Origin of the sequence: Paenibacillus sp. FSL R7-0302 (assembly GCF_038006885.1) — a bacterium.
GTDB lineage: Bacteria > Bacillota > Bacilli > Paenibacillales > Paenibacillaceae > Paenibacillus_AQ.
This window is the reverse complement of sequence record NZ_JBBOWB010000001.1, coordinates 4,448,366-4,464,964: the sequence shown is the minus strand read 5'-3', so window position 1 is coordinate 4,464,964 and position 16,599 is coordinate 4,448,366. Positions and strand designations below refer to the sequence as shown.

Here is a 16,599-nt window from a genome sequence, read left to right as displayed (position 1 = left end):
AGAGATGTCTATATCAGAAGCAGTAAGCACAGGCTTATCCCGCAGAATTGCGGATACATTCATCGGTCAATGCAATGAACAAGGGGAGCATGAGTATGTGATGGAGCGCTGGGCGTATGTTCCCGGCATGCTGCTGATGTCAGTAGCCCGGGCCGGGATGCAGCATAGCGAGCCTGAGTACCTCTCCTTCATGCAGCGGCATATGGACAGCTTCATCGGGGAGGACGGGGCCATCCGCTCCTATTCGCTGGAGGAATATAACCTGGATCAGATCAATCAGGGCAAGAATCTGTTCTGGCTGTACCATCAGACGGGCGAGCAGCGCTATGCGGAAGCCGCCCATCTGCTGGCAGCGCAGCTCATCGGACAGCCCCGGACCTCCGAAGGCGGCTTCTGGCATAAGAAAATATATCCCTTCCAGATGTGGCTGGACGGATTATACATGGCTTCGCCGTTCCTGGCCGAATACGGGGCGGTCTTCGGGCGTCCGGAGCTGATCGATGAAGCCGCCCGTCAGCTGCTGCTGATTGAGCGCAGAACCCGTGATCCGCGGACCGGCCTGTTCTATCACGGCTGGGATGAATCCAGGGAGCAGGAGTGGGCGGATTCCTCCACCGGATTGTCCGCCCACTTCTGGAGCCGGGCGATGGGCTGGTACGCGATGGCTGCCGTGGACTGCCTGGAGCACTTCCCGTTGACCCATCCGCAGCGGGGAACGGTGATGGGGATTTTTCAGCGGATGTGCGGTGCGCTGGTTGAGGTGCAGGATCAGGTGAGCGGCCTCTGGTATCAGGTGCTGGATCAGGCGGGACGCAAGGGCAACTACCTTGAAGCGACAGGCTCCTGCATGTTCGTCTATGCGATGGCCAAAGCCCTGCGGCTGCGTTATCTGGAGCCTTCCTTCAAGGCAGCGATGCTTCGAGGCTATGAGGGAATCCTTAAGCATCTGGTTACCGAAGACGAACAAGGTGTTCATCTGCACCAGATCTGCCACGGGGCAGGTCTCAGCAAGGACCGCAACGGCTCCTACGATTACTACATTTCCGAAGCGGTTGTATCAGATGTGCCTATGGGTGTAGCGCCGCTGCTGCTGGCATCTCTTGAAGTGGAGAGGTACGTTGCCGGGCAATAGACAGACGGCAGAATAAGCTTCACCGTTGCCGGGATTTTGCTGGAAGGGCAGCAGCTTCCCGGGCCGCATTGTATGATAGTATAAGATGTTATTACATCTATCAAAAGGATATGCGGAGGACACAGGCCAATGGAACAGGAATTACAGAGAATCGTCAAGTGGATCAGCGGTCAGGCCGGGAGGGTTATCATAGGGATTTCGGGTCACGGAGCATCAGGCAAAACCACATTTGCCAGTCGTCTGATCAGCCTGCTCGGGCAGGAGAATGTGAATCTATTAAATACGGACCCTTATATTATCGGTTCTAGTCTCAGGAAGTACGCGATGATTGACTATGAATATAACAATGAACATCACCGTGATAAAATGACGGCGTGCCACCCGCTGGCCCATAACGTTGCCGCGCTGGAGCGGGATATCCGTATGCTGAGGGACGGCCTCGGCCTGTATACGATGGATACCCATTACACCAAGAGTACGCTGTTATCTTCGCACAACAAGATTAATATTGTCGAAGGCATGAGTGTTGCTTTTACCGATCCGGGGCTGTATGACCTCAAAGTATATCTGCACACGGATGGGGAGACCGAGCTGAGGCGCAGGGGAATCCGGGATGTGGCCGAGCGGGGCACGGATATCGGATACTTAATGAAGTCCCATGAACAGCGTAGAATTCAGTATGAATTATTCATGCATCCGTATCATGAGAAGTTCGAGATTGTGATTAGGAATCAGGAAGAAGGTTAGTTTCGGTTAAAAGAGAGTCATACGCAGCTGCGGCCCCCGCTTTCCGGTAATATGGAGAGTTGGGGCCGTATTTTGCTGCCGGGAATGAGGGAAATAAAATCCGAAAATATTACCAATCCCTATACTGAATCATGTTATAATTTAACGGATTAATAGGGCTTAAGTAATAGACTTTTATAACTACATAGTCGGGGGAATCAGTTTGTTTATCAAAAGAAGTGTAAGGAAAAAAGTTATCGCAGGAGCACTTGCTATGTGCCTTTCCATGCTGCCGGCTGTCTCAGCTTTTGCGGGCAATGTATCCGATCTCGGTGGTAACTGGGCGAAGAATCAAATCAGTAAATGGATGGATCAAGGTCTGATCGCCGGCTACCCTGATGGTGAATTCAAGCCGAATAACCCGGTGACTCGGGCGGAATTAACGGTTTTGATTAATAGGGCTTTTGGATTCACTGAAACGAAAAAAGCTAATTTTAGCGATATCTCCAGCAGTAAATGGTATTATTCAAGTATTTTGCAGGCTAATGCTGCGGGCTATGTTCAGGGCTACGAGGATGGGACCTTTAAGCCTGATCAGAAGATCAACCGTCAGGAGCTGGCTGTGATCATTAGCAAGCTGCTCAAGCTGACAGCACCGGCTGCGGCTCCGGAGTTCAGAGATATTACTAAGAGTGCAGCTTGGAGCAAAGGTGCTATCGGGGCTGTAAGCGAACAAGGTATCATGACGGGTTCCGGTGATGGGAACTTTCGGCCCCTCGCTTATGCAACCCGGGCAGAGACCGTAGTCATTTTGGACAGGGCTCTATCGGTGCTAAATGCAGATTCCGATGAATATGTAATCATCTATGAAACACCAGGTATATATGGTCCGTTGTCAGGAATGTCGGAAGTAGACAGTGATGTAGTGGTCAGCGTGCCAGGTGTCACACTCCGTAATATGAATATCACTGGAGATCTGCTGCTGGGAGAAGGCATAGCTGAAGGCGATGTGCGGCTCCAGAATGTAACAGTAAGAGGAAATACCGCAATTGAGGGCGGCGGGGCTAACAGTATTCATCTTGCGGATTCCACACTGGGATCTGTGCGTGTTGACAAGGAAGATGGCAGTGTAAGAGTAGTAGCTGAAGGAAAGACCCAAATCCAGAATCTTCAGATTCAGTCCGTTGCTGCCGTTGAATCCCTCACCGGAGCTGAGATCAGCACCCTCACGTTATCACCTGAAATTCCAGCCGATGCCCGCATTCTGTTGACCGGCAGCTTCAAGGCTGTAAATATTCTTGCATCACGCCTTAACATTGAACTCAGCGGGGGCACTGTCGAGACAGTCAATGTTGATAAGACAGCGGGCAGTAATAAATTGGCCAATAGCAGCAATATCAAATCTATGACAATGAACGCCGGAATACAAATATCAGGCAAAGGCAACATTGAAAATGCGGTAGTGAATGCTTTGGGCATTACAATAGAGAATGGTCCAGGTAATCTTACGATCGGCACAGATGTTCCGGCAGATGTAAAAGTGAATATAGCGGGTTCTGATAAAACAGTAGCTGCGTCTTCTGCAGTTCCAACAGCGGCTGTGTCAGTTGGCGGCGGGGGAGGAACTGGTGGAGGCGGCAGTACGGCAGAAACACCGGCGCCAGCAGCGACACCAACAGCAGCACCAACGGAGGAGCCAACAGCAACGCCAATACCAACAGCGGAACCAACGGCAACGCCGACACCAATAGCAACGCCAGAACCGACGGCAACGCCGACACCAATAGCAACGCCAGAACCGACGGCAACGCCGACACCAATAGCAACGCCAGAACCGACGGCAACGCCGACACCAGTAGCAACGCCAGCACCAACGGCAACGCCGACACCAGTAGCAACGCCAGCACCAACGGCAACGCCGACACCAGCGGCGACAGCGAAGCCAACGGCGGTAACTTCACCGTCACCATCGCCGTTAGCGACACCAACGGCGGTGAATTCACCGTCGCCATCCCCATCCTCGTGGCCGGTAGTAACACCCATAGTAACACCTGGGTCAACGGTGGCCCCCACACCGCCCATTGTAAATCATGGTGTTGTAAAAGGTTTCATTGAGCGTGCAGACGGGAAGGTTGTAGATTCAGGCACTATATACTTAGTACGGGATAGCGATCATATGATGTACACCTCTGATTTGACAAAAGGGGAATTCTCTATAGATTTGCCGGATGGGACGTACAGAATTTACTCCATGCGTTCTACAACTACACAAGAGAATATTTCACTCTACTATATGTTTTACGTTATGAATGGCAAGGCTGACCGGGAAGTGCATATTCTCATTCCTGAGCAGCAGGCAGGTATGATACAGTATTCGGACGGGACAATAGTTGAGGATGGAGAAATTTTTGTACAGCGCCTGGACAGCGGGCCGATTGGCTGGTATAGTGCCAAAATCCAAGCAGGCAGGTTCAACTTTAATTTACCCGACGGTCATTATAACGTAGAAATGTTAATCTATGGCGAAACTAACAATCAATTAAGAATTAATTATTTATTTGAGGTCATTGACGGGAAGAGTAATCTGAATATAAAATTGCCTCCAAAAATTGAAGGAAGCATTACCTTCGCGGACGGCTCCCCGATTGACGACGGATGGCTGGAAATTAGAGAAATGAATGCTCAGAATTTCGGGGTTTATACGGTCAATGTGGTTGCAGGTAAGTTTGATCTTTATTTACCGGATGGCGCTTATAACATACAGATGCTGAACATTAAGAATTCAGAAAGTATACCCTTACGTACACAGATAACAATTGTCAATGGTGAACCTGCCGCCGGACCGGTTGATATCAAGGTACCTTTAGCAATATCAGGCAAGATCTATAATGAGGATGGAACTCCACATGCTAATGGAGTGCTAATGATTACTGAGGCCGGTACGGATTCTCCGCTTTCCTATGCAGCAACAGTTACCAATGGCAATTTTGATTTTTATCTGCCGGATGGGGAATACGATGTATATTTCTATTGGGATGCTGAGCATCAGAAGAGAATCGATATAAATCGTAAATTTAAAGTTAAAGAGGGCCGGCTTGTTGATCCCCTGGATATTACTTTGGCTAAGGAATAATAACCAAATACAGCAGATTATCAGAAATAACAGAGCAGCGCTTCTCCCGTTACTTGGAGAGCCGCTGCTTTGTTGCATATTGTTCTGGCGGTATCAGCGGGTAATATGCAGTCAACCCAGAGTTAAGCTGCTGAGCAGTGATGCTGTATTTGAATAATGTTGCAGATATTACAACTTGGTTCTGTAAATAGCTTTTGTTCGGAGGGGGTTGTTGCACGAAATGCAAGAATTTTTCTATTAATCCGCCTGTAGGTGGAGAAATGCTGCAATTCCGAGACAATTTCATAATTCAAAACCCTTGCTATACCTGGTTTTTTTGAGCATAGAAAAAGGAGTACCTCCCCAAATTCTCGAAGTTATAGGCGACGAAACCAACACCCGAGAAGAAAAGAGGTAATCCCCATCTATTCTATTCGACAAGAAGAACTGTTTTCCTTCGAGGAATTGCTCCAAATGAGTCCAGAAGATAAATACAGCCAAATCTTTGAACACTTACATTTAGCTCCAGTTCTGTTCGCACTAGGGAAAAAGAACCATCGCGGACGGCCTGAAAAATTAAATGTACCTGCCATGATCTACTCGCTGCTGATTGCAAAAATGGAGAACATCGAGTTTGTCTCTGCCCTGGTCCGGCGACTGAATCATAGCAACGAATTTCGAGTCCAGTGCCGGTTCACCGGCTCGGATAACATTCCAAGTCAGGCCTCCTATTCCCGTTTGATTCATGCGCTGGAGCAAACGGGAATGCTGGAACAACTTCAGGATCGCCTAGTCACGTCTGCCCTAGAAGAAGGCTTTGTGAGCGGAACCCATCTGGCTGTGGATTCATCCATGGTCGAGGCTTGGGATTGCCAATTTAGCGAATCGGCCTCCAAGCGTCGTGCGGCTCGCCGGGGGCAAAAGAAAGGCGAAGCTTCGGTGGCCGAGCAAATTCAGCTCGAACATCCCGAGCCTGAGCCTAAGGTGGCGAACGAGCCGCTGAAGAAACCCAGATATAGCAAGCCCGGCCGTCCATCCCAGGCGGAAAAGGAACGTCGGCGCGAGGAAATGGAAGCCTATGAACAAAGTCTCGGACCGTTCCAGAAAACCATTGAAGCGATGTTGCCGTACCCGTACGATGAACTACTGACCGCGTTGCCCCGGCATGCTGCGCGTTGTGACAAGAAAAATACGAAGGGCCGAATGACCAGCTATTACGGGTTCAAGGCGAATCTGCTGGTCGACACGGACAGCCAGTATATCCTCAGCGGCCTCTTTAGTTCGGCCAATCCGAATGACCAGCGTATGGCGGTCGTCCTTCTCAAAGGCCTGCTCCTGAAGTTTCCGATGCTAAAGGTCAAGCATATCTTGGGCGACAAGGGGTACGATTGCGCGGCGATCTACCAGTTGATTCATTCGCTCGGCGCCTATCCTGCGATTTCCCTGATTCACCACAAAGACCCGCCTGCGGGAATGAATCTCGATTACACGCCGGTGTGCGCTCAAGGGCATGCGTACCGTTACGACAGTTTTGATGCCAAATATGAGACCCTGAAGTACACCCGGCCTAGTGAATGCAAAGGCTGTGCGCTTTCCGGTACCGAATGCCAAAAAGTGTTTAAAATTCGAATCCAAACGGATTTGCGTTTACACACCTATCCCGCCAGAGGGAGCGAAAGTTTTACAACACTGTACAAGAAGCGTACGGCCGTGGAGCGTGTGTTTGCCTATCTCAAAGAGTATTTCGGGATGAAGCGCACACGCCACCGCGGTGTCCGGGCAAGTGTCGATTTCCAGCTCAGTACGCTCGCGTACAATTTGAGTAAGTTTGCGTTAGACAAATTGAACCAGCAGTTGAGGAATTCCCAGCAAATCGCCTGATTTTTTAAAAATGTGACCTTAGATTTTGGCCTAATCTTGCTATTTAACAAATTGAATTATGAAATTGACTCATTCCTACAACAATTCTAATTTATGGACGCTTTTATGAGCAGAATGTTGTATTATGGGCATGATTTTAAAAAAAGAAGCGGCGTACCCTCTACCCCATACTGTAAGCTAATTGAGAGCTTGTTGCGGCAACGGCAGGTGGAAGTTCTATCAGTAATTATGGTGAAATCCGGAAGTATGTTACTAACTTAAGTTCCCGAGTGTAGAGATAGCTCTTTTTAGTAGAATCGCGTCCGCAGCATTGGTATACTTTAACAAAAGCTCCATCCGATCAAGGTATTGCCATCGAAATCAACGATTTTGGCTTGTCGCAGATCTATAATCGGGCTTGTAGAAGCCGGCGTTAGTTTGTTATAGCTGCCTGTTACTACATGCGTTGTTAAATAGAAGTACAGGAGGTTCATTATGCAACAGAGGGTGCTGCTGATCGAGGATGATGAAGCGATCAGCGAAATGGTCCATTCTTATCTGACCAAAGAGGGCTATGAGGTGGAGATCGCATATGACGGGGACATGGCAGTGAGCAAGTTCATGGGCGGCCATGCTTACGATCTCGTGCTGCTGGATTTGATGCTGCCGAAGCGCAGCGGTACGGATGTGCTGCAGATCATCCGCAGCGGCAGCCTTGTGCCGGTGCTGATCATGTCGGCGAAGGACAGCGATGTGGACAAGGCGCTGGGGCTGGGCTTCGGCGCGGATGATTATATTACGAAGCCATTCTCGATGATTGAGCTGGCGGCCCGGGTGAAGGCGGCGATCCGCCGGGCGGGGTATGCTGCATCTAGAAGCCAGGCTGCTGCAGGGAGCGGAGCGCAGGGCAGCGGGGAGTCTCAGCCAGAGAAGCCGAAGGGCATCGAGCTGCGCGGACTGAGCGTGGACCTGGATAACTTCTCCGTGCGGAAGAACGGGCAAGACCTGAAGCTGACCGCCAAGGAGTTCCACATCCTGAAGCTGTTCGTGAGCAGTCCGGGCCGGGTATTCACCAAGGCGCAGATTTACAGCCAAGTCTGGGAAGAGGATTATTTTGGCGATGAGAACGTAATTAATGTACATATGCGCAGATTGCGCGAGAAAATTGAGGATGATCCCTCCCGTCCAGAGTATATCAAGACGCTGTGGGGGATCGGCTACAAGCTGGGGGATGTCCTATTATGATCATCCTGTTGCTGGTTCTGCTTGTGCTGCTGCTTGTGATCACTACGCTGCAGTTCCTGAATTCACGGCAGCATGCCCGCCAATTGGACTACATTCACTATAAACTGGAGAGCATCATAGAAGGCGGATCGCATGAGCGGCTGCTGCTGATGAGCAGCAGTCCGCAGGTGCAGCAGCTGCTGACCGATCTGAACCGGCTGCTCGATGTCAATCATCAGGGAGCGGCCAAGCGGAGTAAGCTGGAGCAATCCATGCGCGGAATGCTGGCGAATGTATCGCATGATCTGAAGACGCCCCTGACGGTGGTGCTGGGCTATATTGAGACGCTGCTGCATGATGAGGCGATATCCAAGGAAGAGCAGGAACGGATGCTGCGGACGATTCATAACAAGGCTGGTGAGGTCATTGTGCTGATGAACCGGTTCTTTGATCTGGCGAAGCTGGAGTCCGGGGACCGGGATATCCCGCTCTCGCGGGTAGAACTGGGCGAGGTCTGCCGCCGGAATATTCTGGCCTTCTATGATCTGCTTAGTGAGAGCGGCACGGATGTGCAGATCGAGATCCCGGAGGAGCCGCTTCATATCATGGGCAACGATGAGGCGCTGGACCGGATTCTGACGAATCTGCTCTCCAACGCGATTACCTATGGTAATGCAGGGGGAGTGCTGGGGCTGAGGCTGTACCCGGACGCCGGACGGGTCTGCATAGAAGTGTGGGACCGGGGCAAGGGCATCGCCGAAGGCCACGAGGATAAGGTGTTCGAGCGGCTGTACACCCTGGAGGATTCGCGCAACCGCGACTATCAGGGCAGCGGCCTGGGGCTGACGATTACGAAGCGGCTGACCGAGCAGATGAACGGCACCATTTCCCTGAGCAGCCAGCCACACGTGCGTACGGCGTTTACACTTTCTTTTCCCAGACAGTCCTTCTGAAGCTTCTTAAGAATTAAGTAAGATTTCAGTAAGAAAAAAGCAAATTCCGCCCTGTAGAATAAATACCAGGAAGAACAAGACGAGGCTAAAGGGGATAACGGAAAATGACAACGATACTCCGGACATGGGATCTGACCAAGGTCTATGAGGATAAGGAAATTGTTAGCAGTGTGAATATGGAGATTAAGCAGGGTGAAATTTACGGATTCCTGGGACCGAACGGCGCCGGCAAAACAACGGTGATGAAAATGATCACGAATCTGGTGAAGCCGACGGCGGGCGAGATTGAATTTGCCGGGGAGAAGATGACCCACCGCTCTTACGACATGCTGAAGCGCATGGGCAGCATTATTGAATACCCGGTGTTCTACGACAAGCTGAGTGCCCGCGAGAACCTGGCGCTGCATGGGGAGTATATGGGTTTTTATGATACCAACGCGATAGAGGAAGCACTCGAATTGGTGAAGCTGGGAGCGGTGGACAGCAAGCCGGTGAAGAATTTCTCCCTGGGGATGAAGCAGCGGCTGGGCATTGCCAGAGCGGTCATGACCAAGCCGGAGCTGCTGATCCTAGATGAACCGATTAACGGACTGGACCCGCTTGGAATCAAGGAGCTGCGCGAGGTGTTCCGTATGCTGAGCCGTGATTATGGCATGACCCTGCTGATCTCCAGCCACATTCTGGGCGAAATCGAGCAGATTGCCGACACGATCGGCGTAATCCGTGAAGGGGTGCTGGTAGAGCAGGTGGCTATGGATACGATCCGAAATCAGCAAACTCAGTATATCGAACTGGTGACTAGCGAGTGCACGAAGGCCGTCTTCATCCTGGAGGGGAAGCTGGGCATCCGCAATTACAAGGTGCTTGACCCGCGGACCATTCGTGTCTATGAAGATATCCCGCAGCTTGAGCTGAGCCGGGCCCTGTCCGCAGCAGAGGTGGAGCTGGAGAGTATGAGCAAGAAGCATCATTCGCTGGAGGATCATTTTGTGGAACTGATGGGGGGCGTCAACCATGTTTAAGTTAATCCGGCTGGAGTTGCGCAAGAGTAAATTCACTTTTCTTAAGGGCGTGCTGATTGCGGATCTGGCCATTTTGGTCCTTATGCTTCTTCTAGCCTTTACCGGGATGGATGATGGGGAATTCGGAACGTATGGCGATTTATTTCAAGGGGTGTCTGTTTTTGTAAAAGCGACCTATATCATCTTCGCCTCCGTTCTGATCAGCAAGCTGGTCATCGACGAGTATAAGAATAATACAATCACAGTGCTGTTCATGTACCCTGTACCGCGTAAAATGCTCATGGCGGCCAAGCTGATCATTGTCTTCCTGTTCACCTTCTTAAGTATTTGGCTGTCTAATATTGTGATTAGCGGTATTCTTGCAGGTGTCGGTTATTTCCTGCCTAATGTTATTCAAGGCGCGCTGACACAGAAGCTGCTGCTTACCCACCTGATAACAGCCGGAACAGATGCGCTCTACTCGGCAGGCATCGGACTGATTCCGTTATACTTCGGGATGCGCCGCAAATCCGTATCGGCCACGATTGTCTCCGCCGTGCTGATCGTCATGCTGATCTCCTCAGGCTTCGGGAACTTCCGCATGGGTAACCTGCTCGGGATCTCGGTTAGCCTGGCCCTGGCCGGGGTGGCGATTGCCTACCTCTCCATCCGCAAGATCGAGCATCAGGATATAAGCTGACATCGCCGGAATTCAAGCCTGTCCTCTCATAGAAATGCAGTGAACAGTGCGGTCCTTCTACAGGACTAGCACTGTTTCTGTCGTTGTACAGTCTGCCTCGGTGCCATGTTTTTCTGGCGACCGTTAACGTTTTTTTTGCTATAATAGGAACTAATTCAGAGAGTTCTACATAATCAGAGCGTTTATACAGTCTTCGGACGCTAACTATAGCAGGGTTGAAGGAGCAGCGGAGGAGGTGAGCTATGCTTAAAGACTGGGCTTCTATTCTGGACAACGCGCTGTCTGGTGAAAGTGCTTATAGGGCGTTGTTCGATCATCATCCGGACCTCATCATTGTGCTGGACAGGCAGGGAAGGTACAGGGACAGTAACCGGATGTTAAGTGCCGAGGAGGCAGGCATACTGAACGATTGCCGGATGCATCCGCCCGGTGAGGCTCATTTTGCAGCGGCCCTGGCCGGGATTACATCGGGCTTCGAGCTGGCCGTGGAAGCCTCGGAAGGACGTGAAGAGACGGGGAGAGGGGCCGGCGGTGCTGAGTCTGGGGGTAATTATGGTGCTGGAAGTGCGGGAAATACTAGTGCTGTAAATGTGGTAAGTACTGGTGTTGGAAGTACTGAGAGTGCTGAGAGTGCTGAGAGTGCTGGGAATTCTGGAAGTGCCAAGAGTACGGGAAGTGCTTGCGGTGCAGGGGTTACGGTACGCTATGTGCCGCTTCACACAGACGAAGGCATTGCCGGTGTATTCGCTATCCTCCATGATTCGGGGAACCAGCCCCTGTCCAGTCTGCTGCATAGCTGGGTGAGCATGAGCAGCAGCCATGCGGCAGGTGCTGAGCGGAATGTGCAGGCAGGAGACGGGTATTCTGCGTATGCGGATGAAGTGGCCGCCGCGAAGGATGACGAGGAGCTGCCGCAGGCCGAATTCGTGTTCGAGATGGCCGAGGACAAGCGGCTTAGCCTCATTCTGAACTCTGTCTCTGCCGGAATCTTCGGCCTGGACAACCTCGGCCGGACCATCTTCATTAACCGTGAAGGGGCAGAGATGCTGGGTTACGAGCCGTCAGAGCTGACCGGGCTGCCGATGATGGAGATGATCCATTACATGCATGGAGGCGCGCCCCGCCATTCTCCGCTGGAGTGTCCCATCGTGCTTACCCTGCAAGACGGGGTTACCCGCAGCAAGGCGGATGATGTTTTCTGGCGCAAGGATGGAACCAGCTTCTTCGTGAATTACCGGATCGCTCCGCTGCTGGACAGAGGCGTGATCTGCGGTGTGGTTATTTCGTTCAGCGATATTACGAACGAGCGGGAGATCCTCCGCGCCAAGGAATCAGCAGAGCAGGCTGCACAGGCCAAGTCGGATTTCCTGGCGATGATGAGCCATGAGATCCGTACGCCGATGAACGGAATGATCGGCATGGCCGACCTGCTGCTGGAGACCGAGCTTGGGGAGGAGCAGCGCAGCTACGCCGAGATTCTGCGCAGCAGCAGCTACAGCCTGCTGCAGATTCTTAATGACATCCTCGATTTCAGCAAGATGGAGGCCGGCAAGATGCCGCTGCAATCCGAACGCTTCGATCTGCGGGAGATGCTGGAGGGCATTATTGATCTGTTCACTCCAAAGGCGGAGGAGAAGAAGCTCTCCCTGCGCTGGTGGGCAGATACCAGTGTGCCGGACATTGTCACGACCGATCCGAGCCGGCTGCGCCAGATTATCGTTAATCTGGTCGGCAACGCGCTGAAATTCACCGATCGGGGCAGTGTCACCTTGTCAGTCAAGAACATCCCGCTGCCCGCTTCAACGGAATATCTGCTGGAGTTCTCGGTCCGTGATACCGGTGTAGGCATTGCCGACAGCAAGCTGAATCTGCTCTTCCAGTCCTTCTCCCAGCTGCATCCGTCCATTAACCGCAAATACGGCGGAACCGGGCTGGGACTTGCCATCTGCAAGCAGCTCGTGGAGCTGATGGGCGGAACGATCTTCGTGGAGAGCGAGGAGGACCGGGGATCGATCTTCCGGTTTATGCTGCCTTTTATGAAGGAAGAGGCGGAGCCCGAGCCTGAGTTACTCTCCTGAGGGGTAACCCGAGCCGAGTGCTGACGTTCATTTGTATTCTCGTATATCGAGGACAATCACCTGTTCTCAACTATCAAGCCAGACAACCCGTTCCCAAGATACAGTGGGAGCGGGTTGTTTCTGTCTGTTATATCCACTCTAACGCTTGGGCAGCGTAAACAATTGTATGTTCTCCACTTGCTCACCTTCGATTGGCTCTTAACGGGACACAGTAAAAATGCTTGTTGCATTGTAAGCGGATTATAGTAAAATCAGAAAGTGCCATTTCCAAATTCTTCTTACCAGGGGGAGTAACATGCAAGAGCAGATGTCACGGACGAACAAGGCGGCTTGGGAGACGAAAGCGTATCAGGCTTGGACACAGTATCATGGTTCACCTGAGGAGCTTGCAGTGCAGCTGCAGCAGGACCCCGCACATACGCTGCGGTATTGGCTCAAGTACACGGGCGATCCATCAGGCTTGAAGGTGCTGAATCTGCTCGGCTCTCACGGCAGGAAGGCCATTTGCTTCGCTGTGCTGGGAGCAGAGGTCACCGTCGTGGATATTTCTGAAGAGAACCGTTTATATGCCTGCGAGGTAGCGGGAGCAGCGGGAGTGAAGCTGGATTACATCTGTGCAGACGTCATGAATATCCCCGATGAAGAAGCTTTGGGAACGTTCGACGTAGTGCTGATGGAGTTTGGTATTTTACATTATTTCACTGATTTGAATGCGGTGTTTGCCTTGGTCCGCAGACGGCTGAAGGCAGACGGACGACTCCTGCTAACCGACTTCCACCCGTTCGCCAGGGCATGGCTGACCACGAAGACGCTTCAGCATCCCACCGGTAATTATTTTGACGATACGCTTAGAGAAGGTGAAGTTGCATTCGCCAAGCTGCTTCCTGAAGAGGAGCGCTCCGGCCTAGGACAAGTGGTGGTGCGGAGCTGGACGCTGGGGGATATCCTGACCTCTGTCGCTTCGCAAGGGTTATATATCCGTACCTTCGAAGAAATCAAGAGTGCCGAGCACCCGGGATTCCCCGAGTTCTACACGCTGGTTGCCGATGCTGTTGAGGGTCCGCTGAGCCCGTTATATCCCGATACGACAACTTAATTCAATCCCATACACAAGAAAAACAGCAGGTCCCCTCGGAGGGCCTGCTGTTTCTTGTTGGCAGAATGTAATCGAAAAACCGATCACATTCCGCGAGGCAAGTGAGCCAAATGTAATCGAAAAACCGATCACATTGCGCGAGGCACGTGAGTCAAATGTAATCGAAAAACCGATCACAATGGGCGGCGCGGAGGCACGTGAGTCAAATGTAATCGAAAAACCGATCACATTGTGCTACCGTGGTATTATCCCCTTTAAGTAGACACTCGAAAAAACCTCATGTGTTAACATGAGGAAATGAGTGAACTGGGAGGGGATTTTGGTATGGCCAAAAAGGGACAAGTGTTTCAATCGTACACGGAGGCATTCAAGAAAGAGGCTATTCAAGCCTATTTTACAGGAGGGGAGAGCTATAAGGTCGTCTCCGACAGGTTGGGGATTGTGAACTGTACCCAGCTTAAAGTATGGGTAAAGAAATATCGGAATGGGGAGCCACTCGATACACCAAAAGGGGCAACAAGCCCTTTAAAAGGACGTCCACGTTCTACATTTGCCAGTATAGAAGAAGAACGAGATTACTTAAAGGCACAGGTGGACTACTTAAAAAAGCGGTATCCAAATCTGTAAAGGGAGGGAAGCTTGGACTGCATGACAAATACGCCGTAATTGAAGAACTACGTGACCAACATGGCATCACCCGCCTATTAGCCATTGCAGAGGTATCGCGGGCAAATTACTACAAGTGGCGAGGTGCAGAGGTTCGACGAATGGATGCCCATGAGCAAGAGCACGCCATGAAAGAGCATATGGTGGCGATTCACCTGGTTCATCCCTATTTCGGGTACCCTCGAATGCAGGCAGCCCTGCGGGAGGCAGGCTACCTCGTCAACCACAAGAAGGTATGGCGGCTCATGAAAGAGCTATCGATCCAGTCTGTCATTCGCAAGAAAAGGAGTCGTGCGGGCTCTACTCCTTCCGTGGTCTACCCGAACCGATTAAAGCGTAAGTTTCATGCGACAGCACCTCAGCAGAAGCTAGTAACGGACATTACGTATATCTCAGACGGCACCCGTTTTTATTATCTGTCTGCGATTCAGGACCTCTTCAACAATGAAATTGTAGCTTGGCAGATCTCGGAGCGAAACGACGTAAACCTCGTCTTGGATACGGTTGAACAGTGGACACGGAAAAGAGACGTGTCTGAGGCCGTGCTCCATTCGGACCAAGGCTTTCAGTACACGTCTCAGGCGTACAACACACGATTAGAGGCATTCAGCGTCAAGGGCAGCCACTCTCGCAAAGCAACCTGCCTGGATAACGCCTGCATCGAATCCTTCTTTTCGCATCTGAAGACAGAAAAGTTGTACCTTCACCAGTGTAAGTCAGAAGCAGAGATTCATCAAGCCGTTGAGGAGTATATCTACTTTTACAATTACCAACGTTTTCAGGCGAAACTGAAACAGCGCGCGCCGATTGAGTATCGACACGCGCTGGCTGCTTAGCTTTTTTCATCTGTCTACTTGACAGGGGTATGACCAACCGTGAGGCGAGAGAGCCCAATGTAATCGAAAAACCGATCACATTACGCTACCGCGAGGCAAGTGAGCCCAATGTAATCGAAAAACCGATCACATTGTGCTACCGTGAGGCGAGAGAGCCAAATGTAATCGAAAAACCGATCACATTACGCTACTGCGAGGCAAGTGGGCTAAATGTAATCGAAAAACACTACCTGACCTGATGCCAACTGCGGGGCTCACCCGCTCTAGCGCATATACATCAGACCCACCGTTGCAGGTCCGCAGTGACTGCCGATGACACAGCCGGCATGAATGACGGCGATCTCCTCAACACTGGTCTGCGCGCGCAGCGCGCTCTCCAGAATCTTGGCATCCTCTTCAGCCAGCGTATGGGCAATAATGAGCAGCTCCTTGTCCATATTGGCGGCATTCGCCAGCGCATGGTGGAGCATCTGCTCCACGGCCTTCTCCTTCTTGCCGCGGATGCGGGCAACGGGGACAATGGCTCCGTCCACCAGCCGGAGGACCGGACGGATCTTCAGCAGGCTGCCGATAAAGTTCTGCATCCCAGAACAACGGCCGCCCATGTATAAGTAGTCCAGCGTATCGACCACGAATTCCGATTCTACCCGGTTACGGGCTTCGGTAATCATTGCTGCGATGTTGGCAGCGCTCTCGCCTTTGGCTGCGGCACGTGCAGCCTTCATGACCAGCAACGCGATTCCGCCGCATAAGGTCTCAGAATCTACGACATGCACCCGGCCTTCGGGGAATTCACCCGCTGCCAGGAGTGCATTCTGATATGTAGAAGATAAAGAAGAGGACAGACTGATATAGACAATATCATGGCCGCTGCTGATCACCGGCTGGAACGCGGCGATGAAATCAGCAGGGGAAGGCGCAGCAGTCTTAGGCAGGGCGCCGCCTGCAGCAACGCGGCGGTAGACCTCTTCAGGGGTGATTTCGACCCCGTCCTTGAAGGTACCATCTCCAAAAACAACATATAACGGCACAATACCGATATCATATGTGTCCTTCCAGCCTTGCGGCAAATCGGAAGTGCTGTCTGAAAAGATTTTTACGATAGACATGAATATCTCCTTCACCGTTCTTGGATGAGAATACACTAGATTAAGAAAACTATAATCTGTTTATTATACCAAGCTTGGGAAGAATCTCAAAACAAAAAAAACAGCT

Annotated in this window: 15 protein-coding genes; 14 read left to right on the top strand and 1 reads right to left on the bottom strand. The window is 51.5% G+C overall.

The window, feature by feature from the left end; all coding sequences use genetic code 11:
* Positions 1-4 precede the first annotated feature (4 nt).
* The 14 genes from MKY96_RS19365 (at position 5) to MKY96_RS19305 (ending at position 15,623) form a co-directional block, all read left to right on the top strand.
* On the top strand, positions 5-1,132 hold the full coding sequence (locus tag MKY96_RS19365) for a glycoside hydrolase family 88/105 protein (RefSeq protein WP_340942473.1): 1,128 nt from the start codon (positions 5-7) through the stop codon (positions 1,130-1,132).
* Between the two features lie 129 nt (positions 1,133-1,261).
* Complete coding sequence (locus tag MKY96_RS19360) at positions 1,262-1,879, top strand: uridine kinase family protein (protein ID WP_340942472.1); 618 nt, start codon at positions 1,262-1,264, stop codon at positions 1,877-1,879.
* 202 nt (positions 1,880-2,081) lie between these two features.
* Positions 2,082-4,991, top strand: coding sequence for an S-layer homology domain-containing protein (locus MKY96_RS19355; RefSeq protein ID WP_340942470.1), 2,910 nt, complete (start codon positions 2,082-2,084; stop codon positions 4,989-4,991).
* Positions 4,992-5,444: 453 nt separating this feature from the next.
* Entirely contained in the window at positions 5,445-6,851 is a 1,407-nt protein-coding gene (locus tag MKY96_RS19350) for a transposase (protein WP_340938816.1), read from the top strand.
* A 474-nt stretch (positions 6,852-7,325) separates the two neighbouring features.
* Positions 7,326-8,075: a response regulator transcription factor gene (locus tag MKY96_RS19345; RefSeq protein ID WP_340942468.1), complete on the top strand. Its 750-nt coding sequence runs from the start codon at positions 7,326-7,328 to the stop codon at positions 8,073-8,075.
* Positions 8,072-9,007, top strand: coding sequence for a sensor histidine kinase (locus tag MKY96_RS19340; protein WP_340942466.1), 936 nt, complete (start codon positions 8,072-8,074; stop codon positions 9,005-9,007). The genes MKY96_RS19345 and MKY96_RS19340 overlap by 4 nt, the downstream gene beginning before the upstream one ends.
* A 104-nt stretch (positions 9,008-9,111) precedes the next feature.
* Positions 9,112-10,029, top strand: a complete 918-nt coding sequence (locus tag MKY96_RS19335) for an ABC transporter ATP-binding protein (RefSeq protein ID WP_340942464.1) — start codon at positions 9,112-9,114, stop codon at positions 10,027-10,029.
* The gene (locus MKY96_RS19330) at positions 10,022-10,708 is read left to right on the top strand and encodes an ABC transporter permease (RefSeq protein WP_340942463.1); all 687 of its coding nucleotides are present in this window, start codon (positions 10,022-10,024) and stop codon (positions 10,706-10,708) included. The genes MKY96_RS19335 and MKY96_RS19330 overlap by 8 nt, the downstream gene beginning before the upstream one ends.
* A gap of 242 nt (positions 10,709-10,950) precedes the next feature.
* Positions 10,951-12,786 (top strand): PAS domain-containing sensor histidine kinase, encoded by a 1,836-nt coding sequence (locus tag MKY96_RS19325; protein WP_340942462.1) that lies wholly within the window; start codon positions 10,951-10,953, stop codon positions 12,784-12,786.
* Between the two features lie 295 nt (positions 12,787-13,081).
* On the top strand, positions 13,082-13,882 hold the full coding sequence (locus MKY96_RS19320; protein ID WP_340942461.1) for a class I SAM-dependent methyltransferase: 801 nt from the start codon (positions 13,082-13,084) through the stop codon (positions 13,880-13,882).
* Between the two features lie 133 nt (positions 13,883-14,015).
* A complete protein-coding gene (locus MKY96_RS19315; protein WP_340942459.1) occupies positions 14,016-14,144 on the top strand; it encodes a hypothetical protein in 129 nt (42 codons plus the stop codon).
* Between the two features lie 62 nt (positions 14,145-14,206).
* Positions 14,207-14,509 (top strand): transposase, encoded by a 303-nt coding sequence (locus MKY96_RS33960; protein ID WP_445671425.1) that lies wholly within the window; start codon positions 14,207-14,209, stop codon positions 14,507-14,509.
* Positions 14,431-15,384: an IS3 family transposase gene (locus MKY96_RS19310; RefSeq protein ID WP_445671478.1), complete on the top strand. Its 954-nt coding sequence runs from the start codon at positions 14,431-14,433 to the stop codon at positions 15,382-15,384. The genes MKY96_RS33960 and MKY96_RS19310 overlap by 79 nt, the downstream gene beginning before the upstream one ends.
* 29 nt (positions 15,385-15,413) lie before the next feature.
* Positions 15,414-15,623, top strand: coding sequence for a hypothetical protein (locus MKY96_RS19305; protein ID WP_340942457.1), 210 nt, complete (start codon positions 15,414-15,416; stop codon positions 15,621-15,623).
* Between the two features lie 24 nt (positions 15,624-15,647).
* On the opposite strand, the gene MKY96_RS19300 is transcribed toward MKY96_RS19305, so the two are convergent.
* Entirely contained in the window at positions 15,648-16,493 is an 846-nt protein-coding gene (locus tag MKY96_RS19300) for a DegV family protein (RefSeq protein WP_340942453.1), read from the bottom strand.
* Positions 16,494-16,599: the final 106 nt, after the last annotated feature.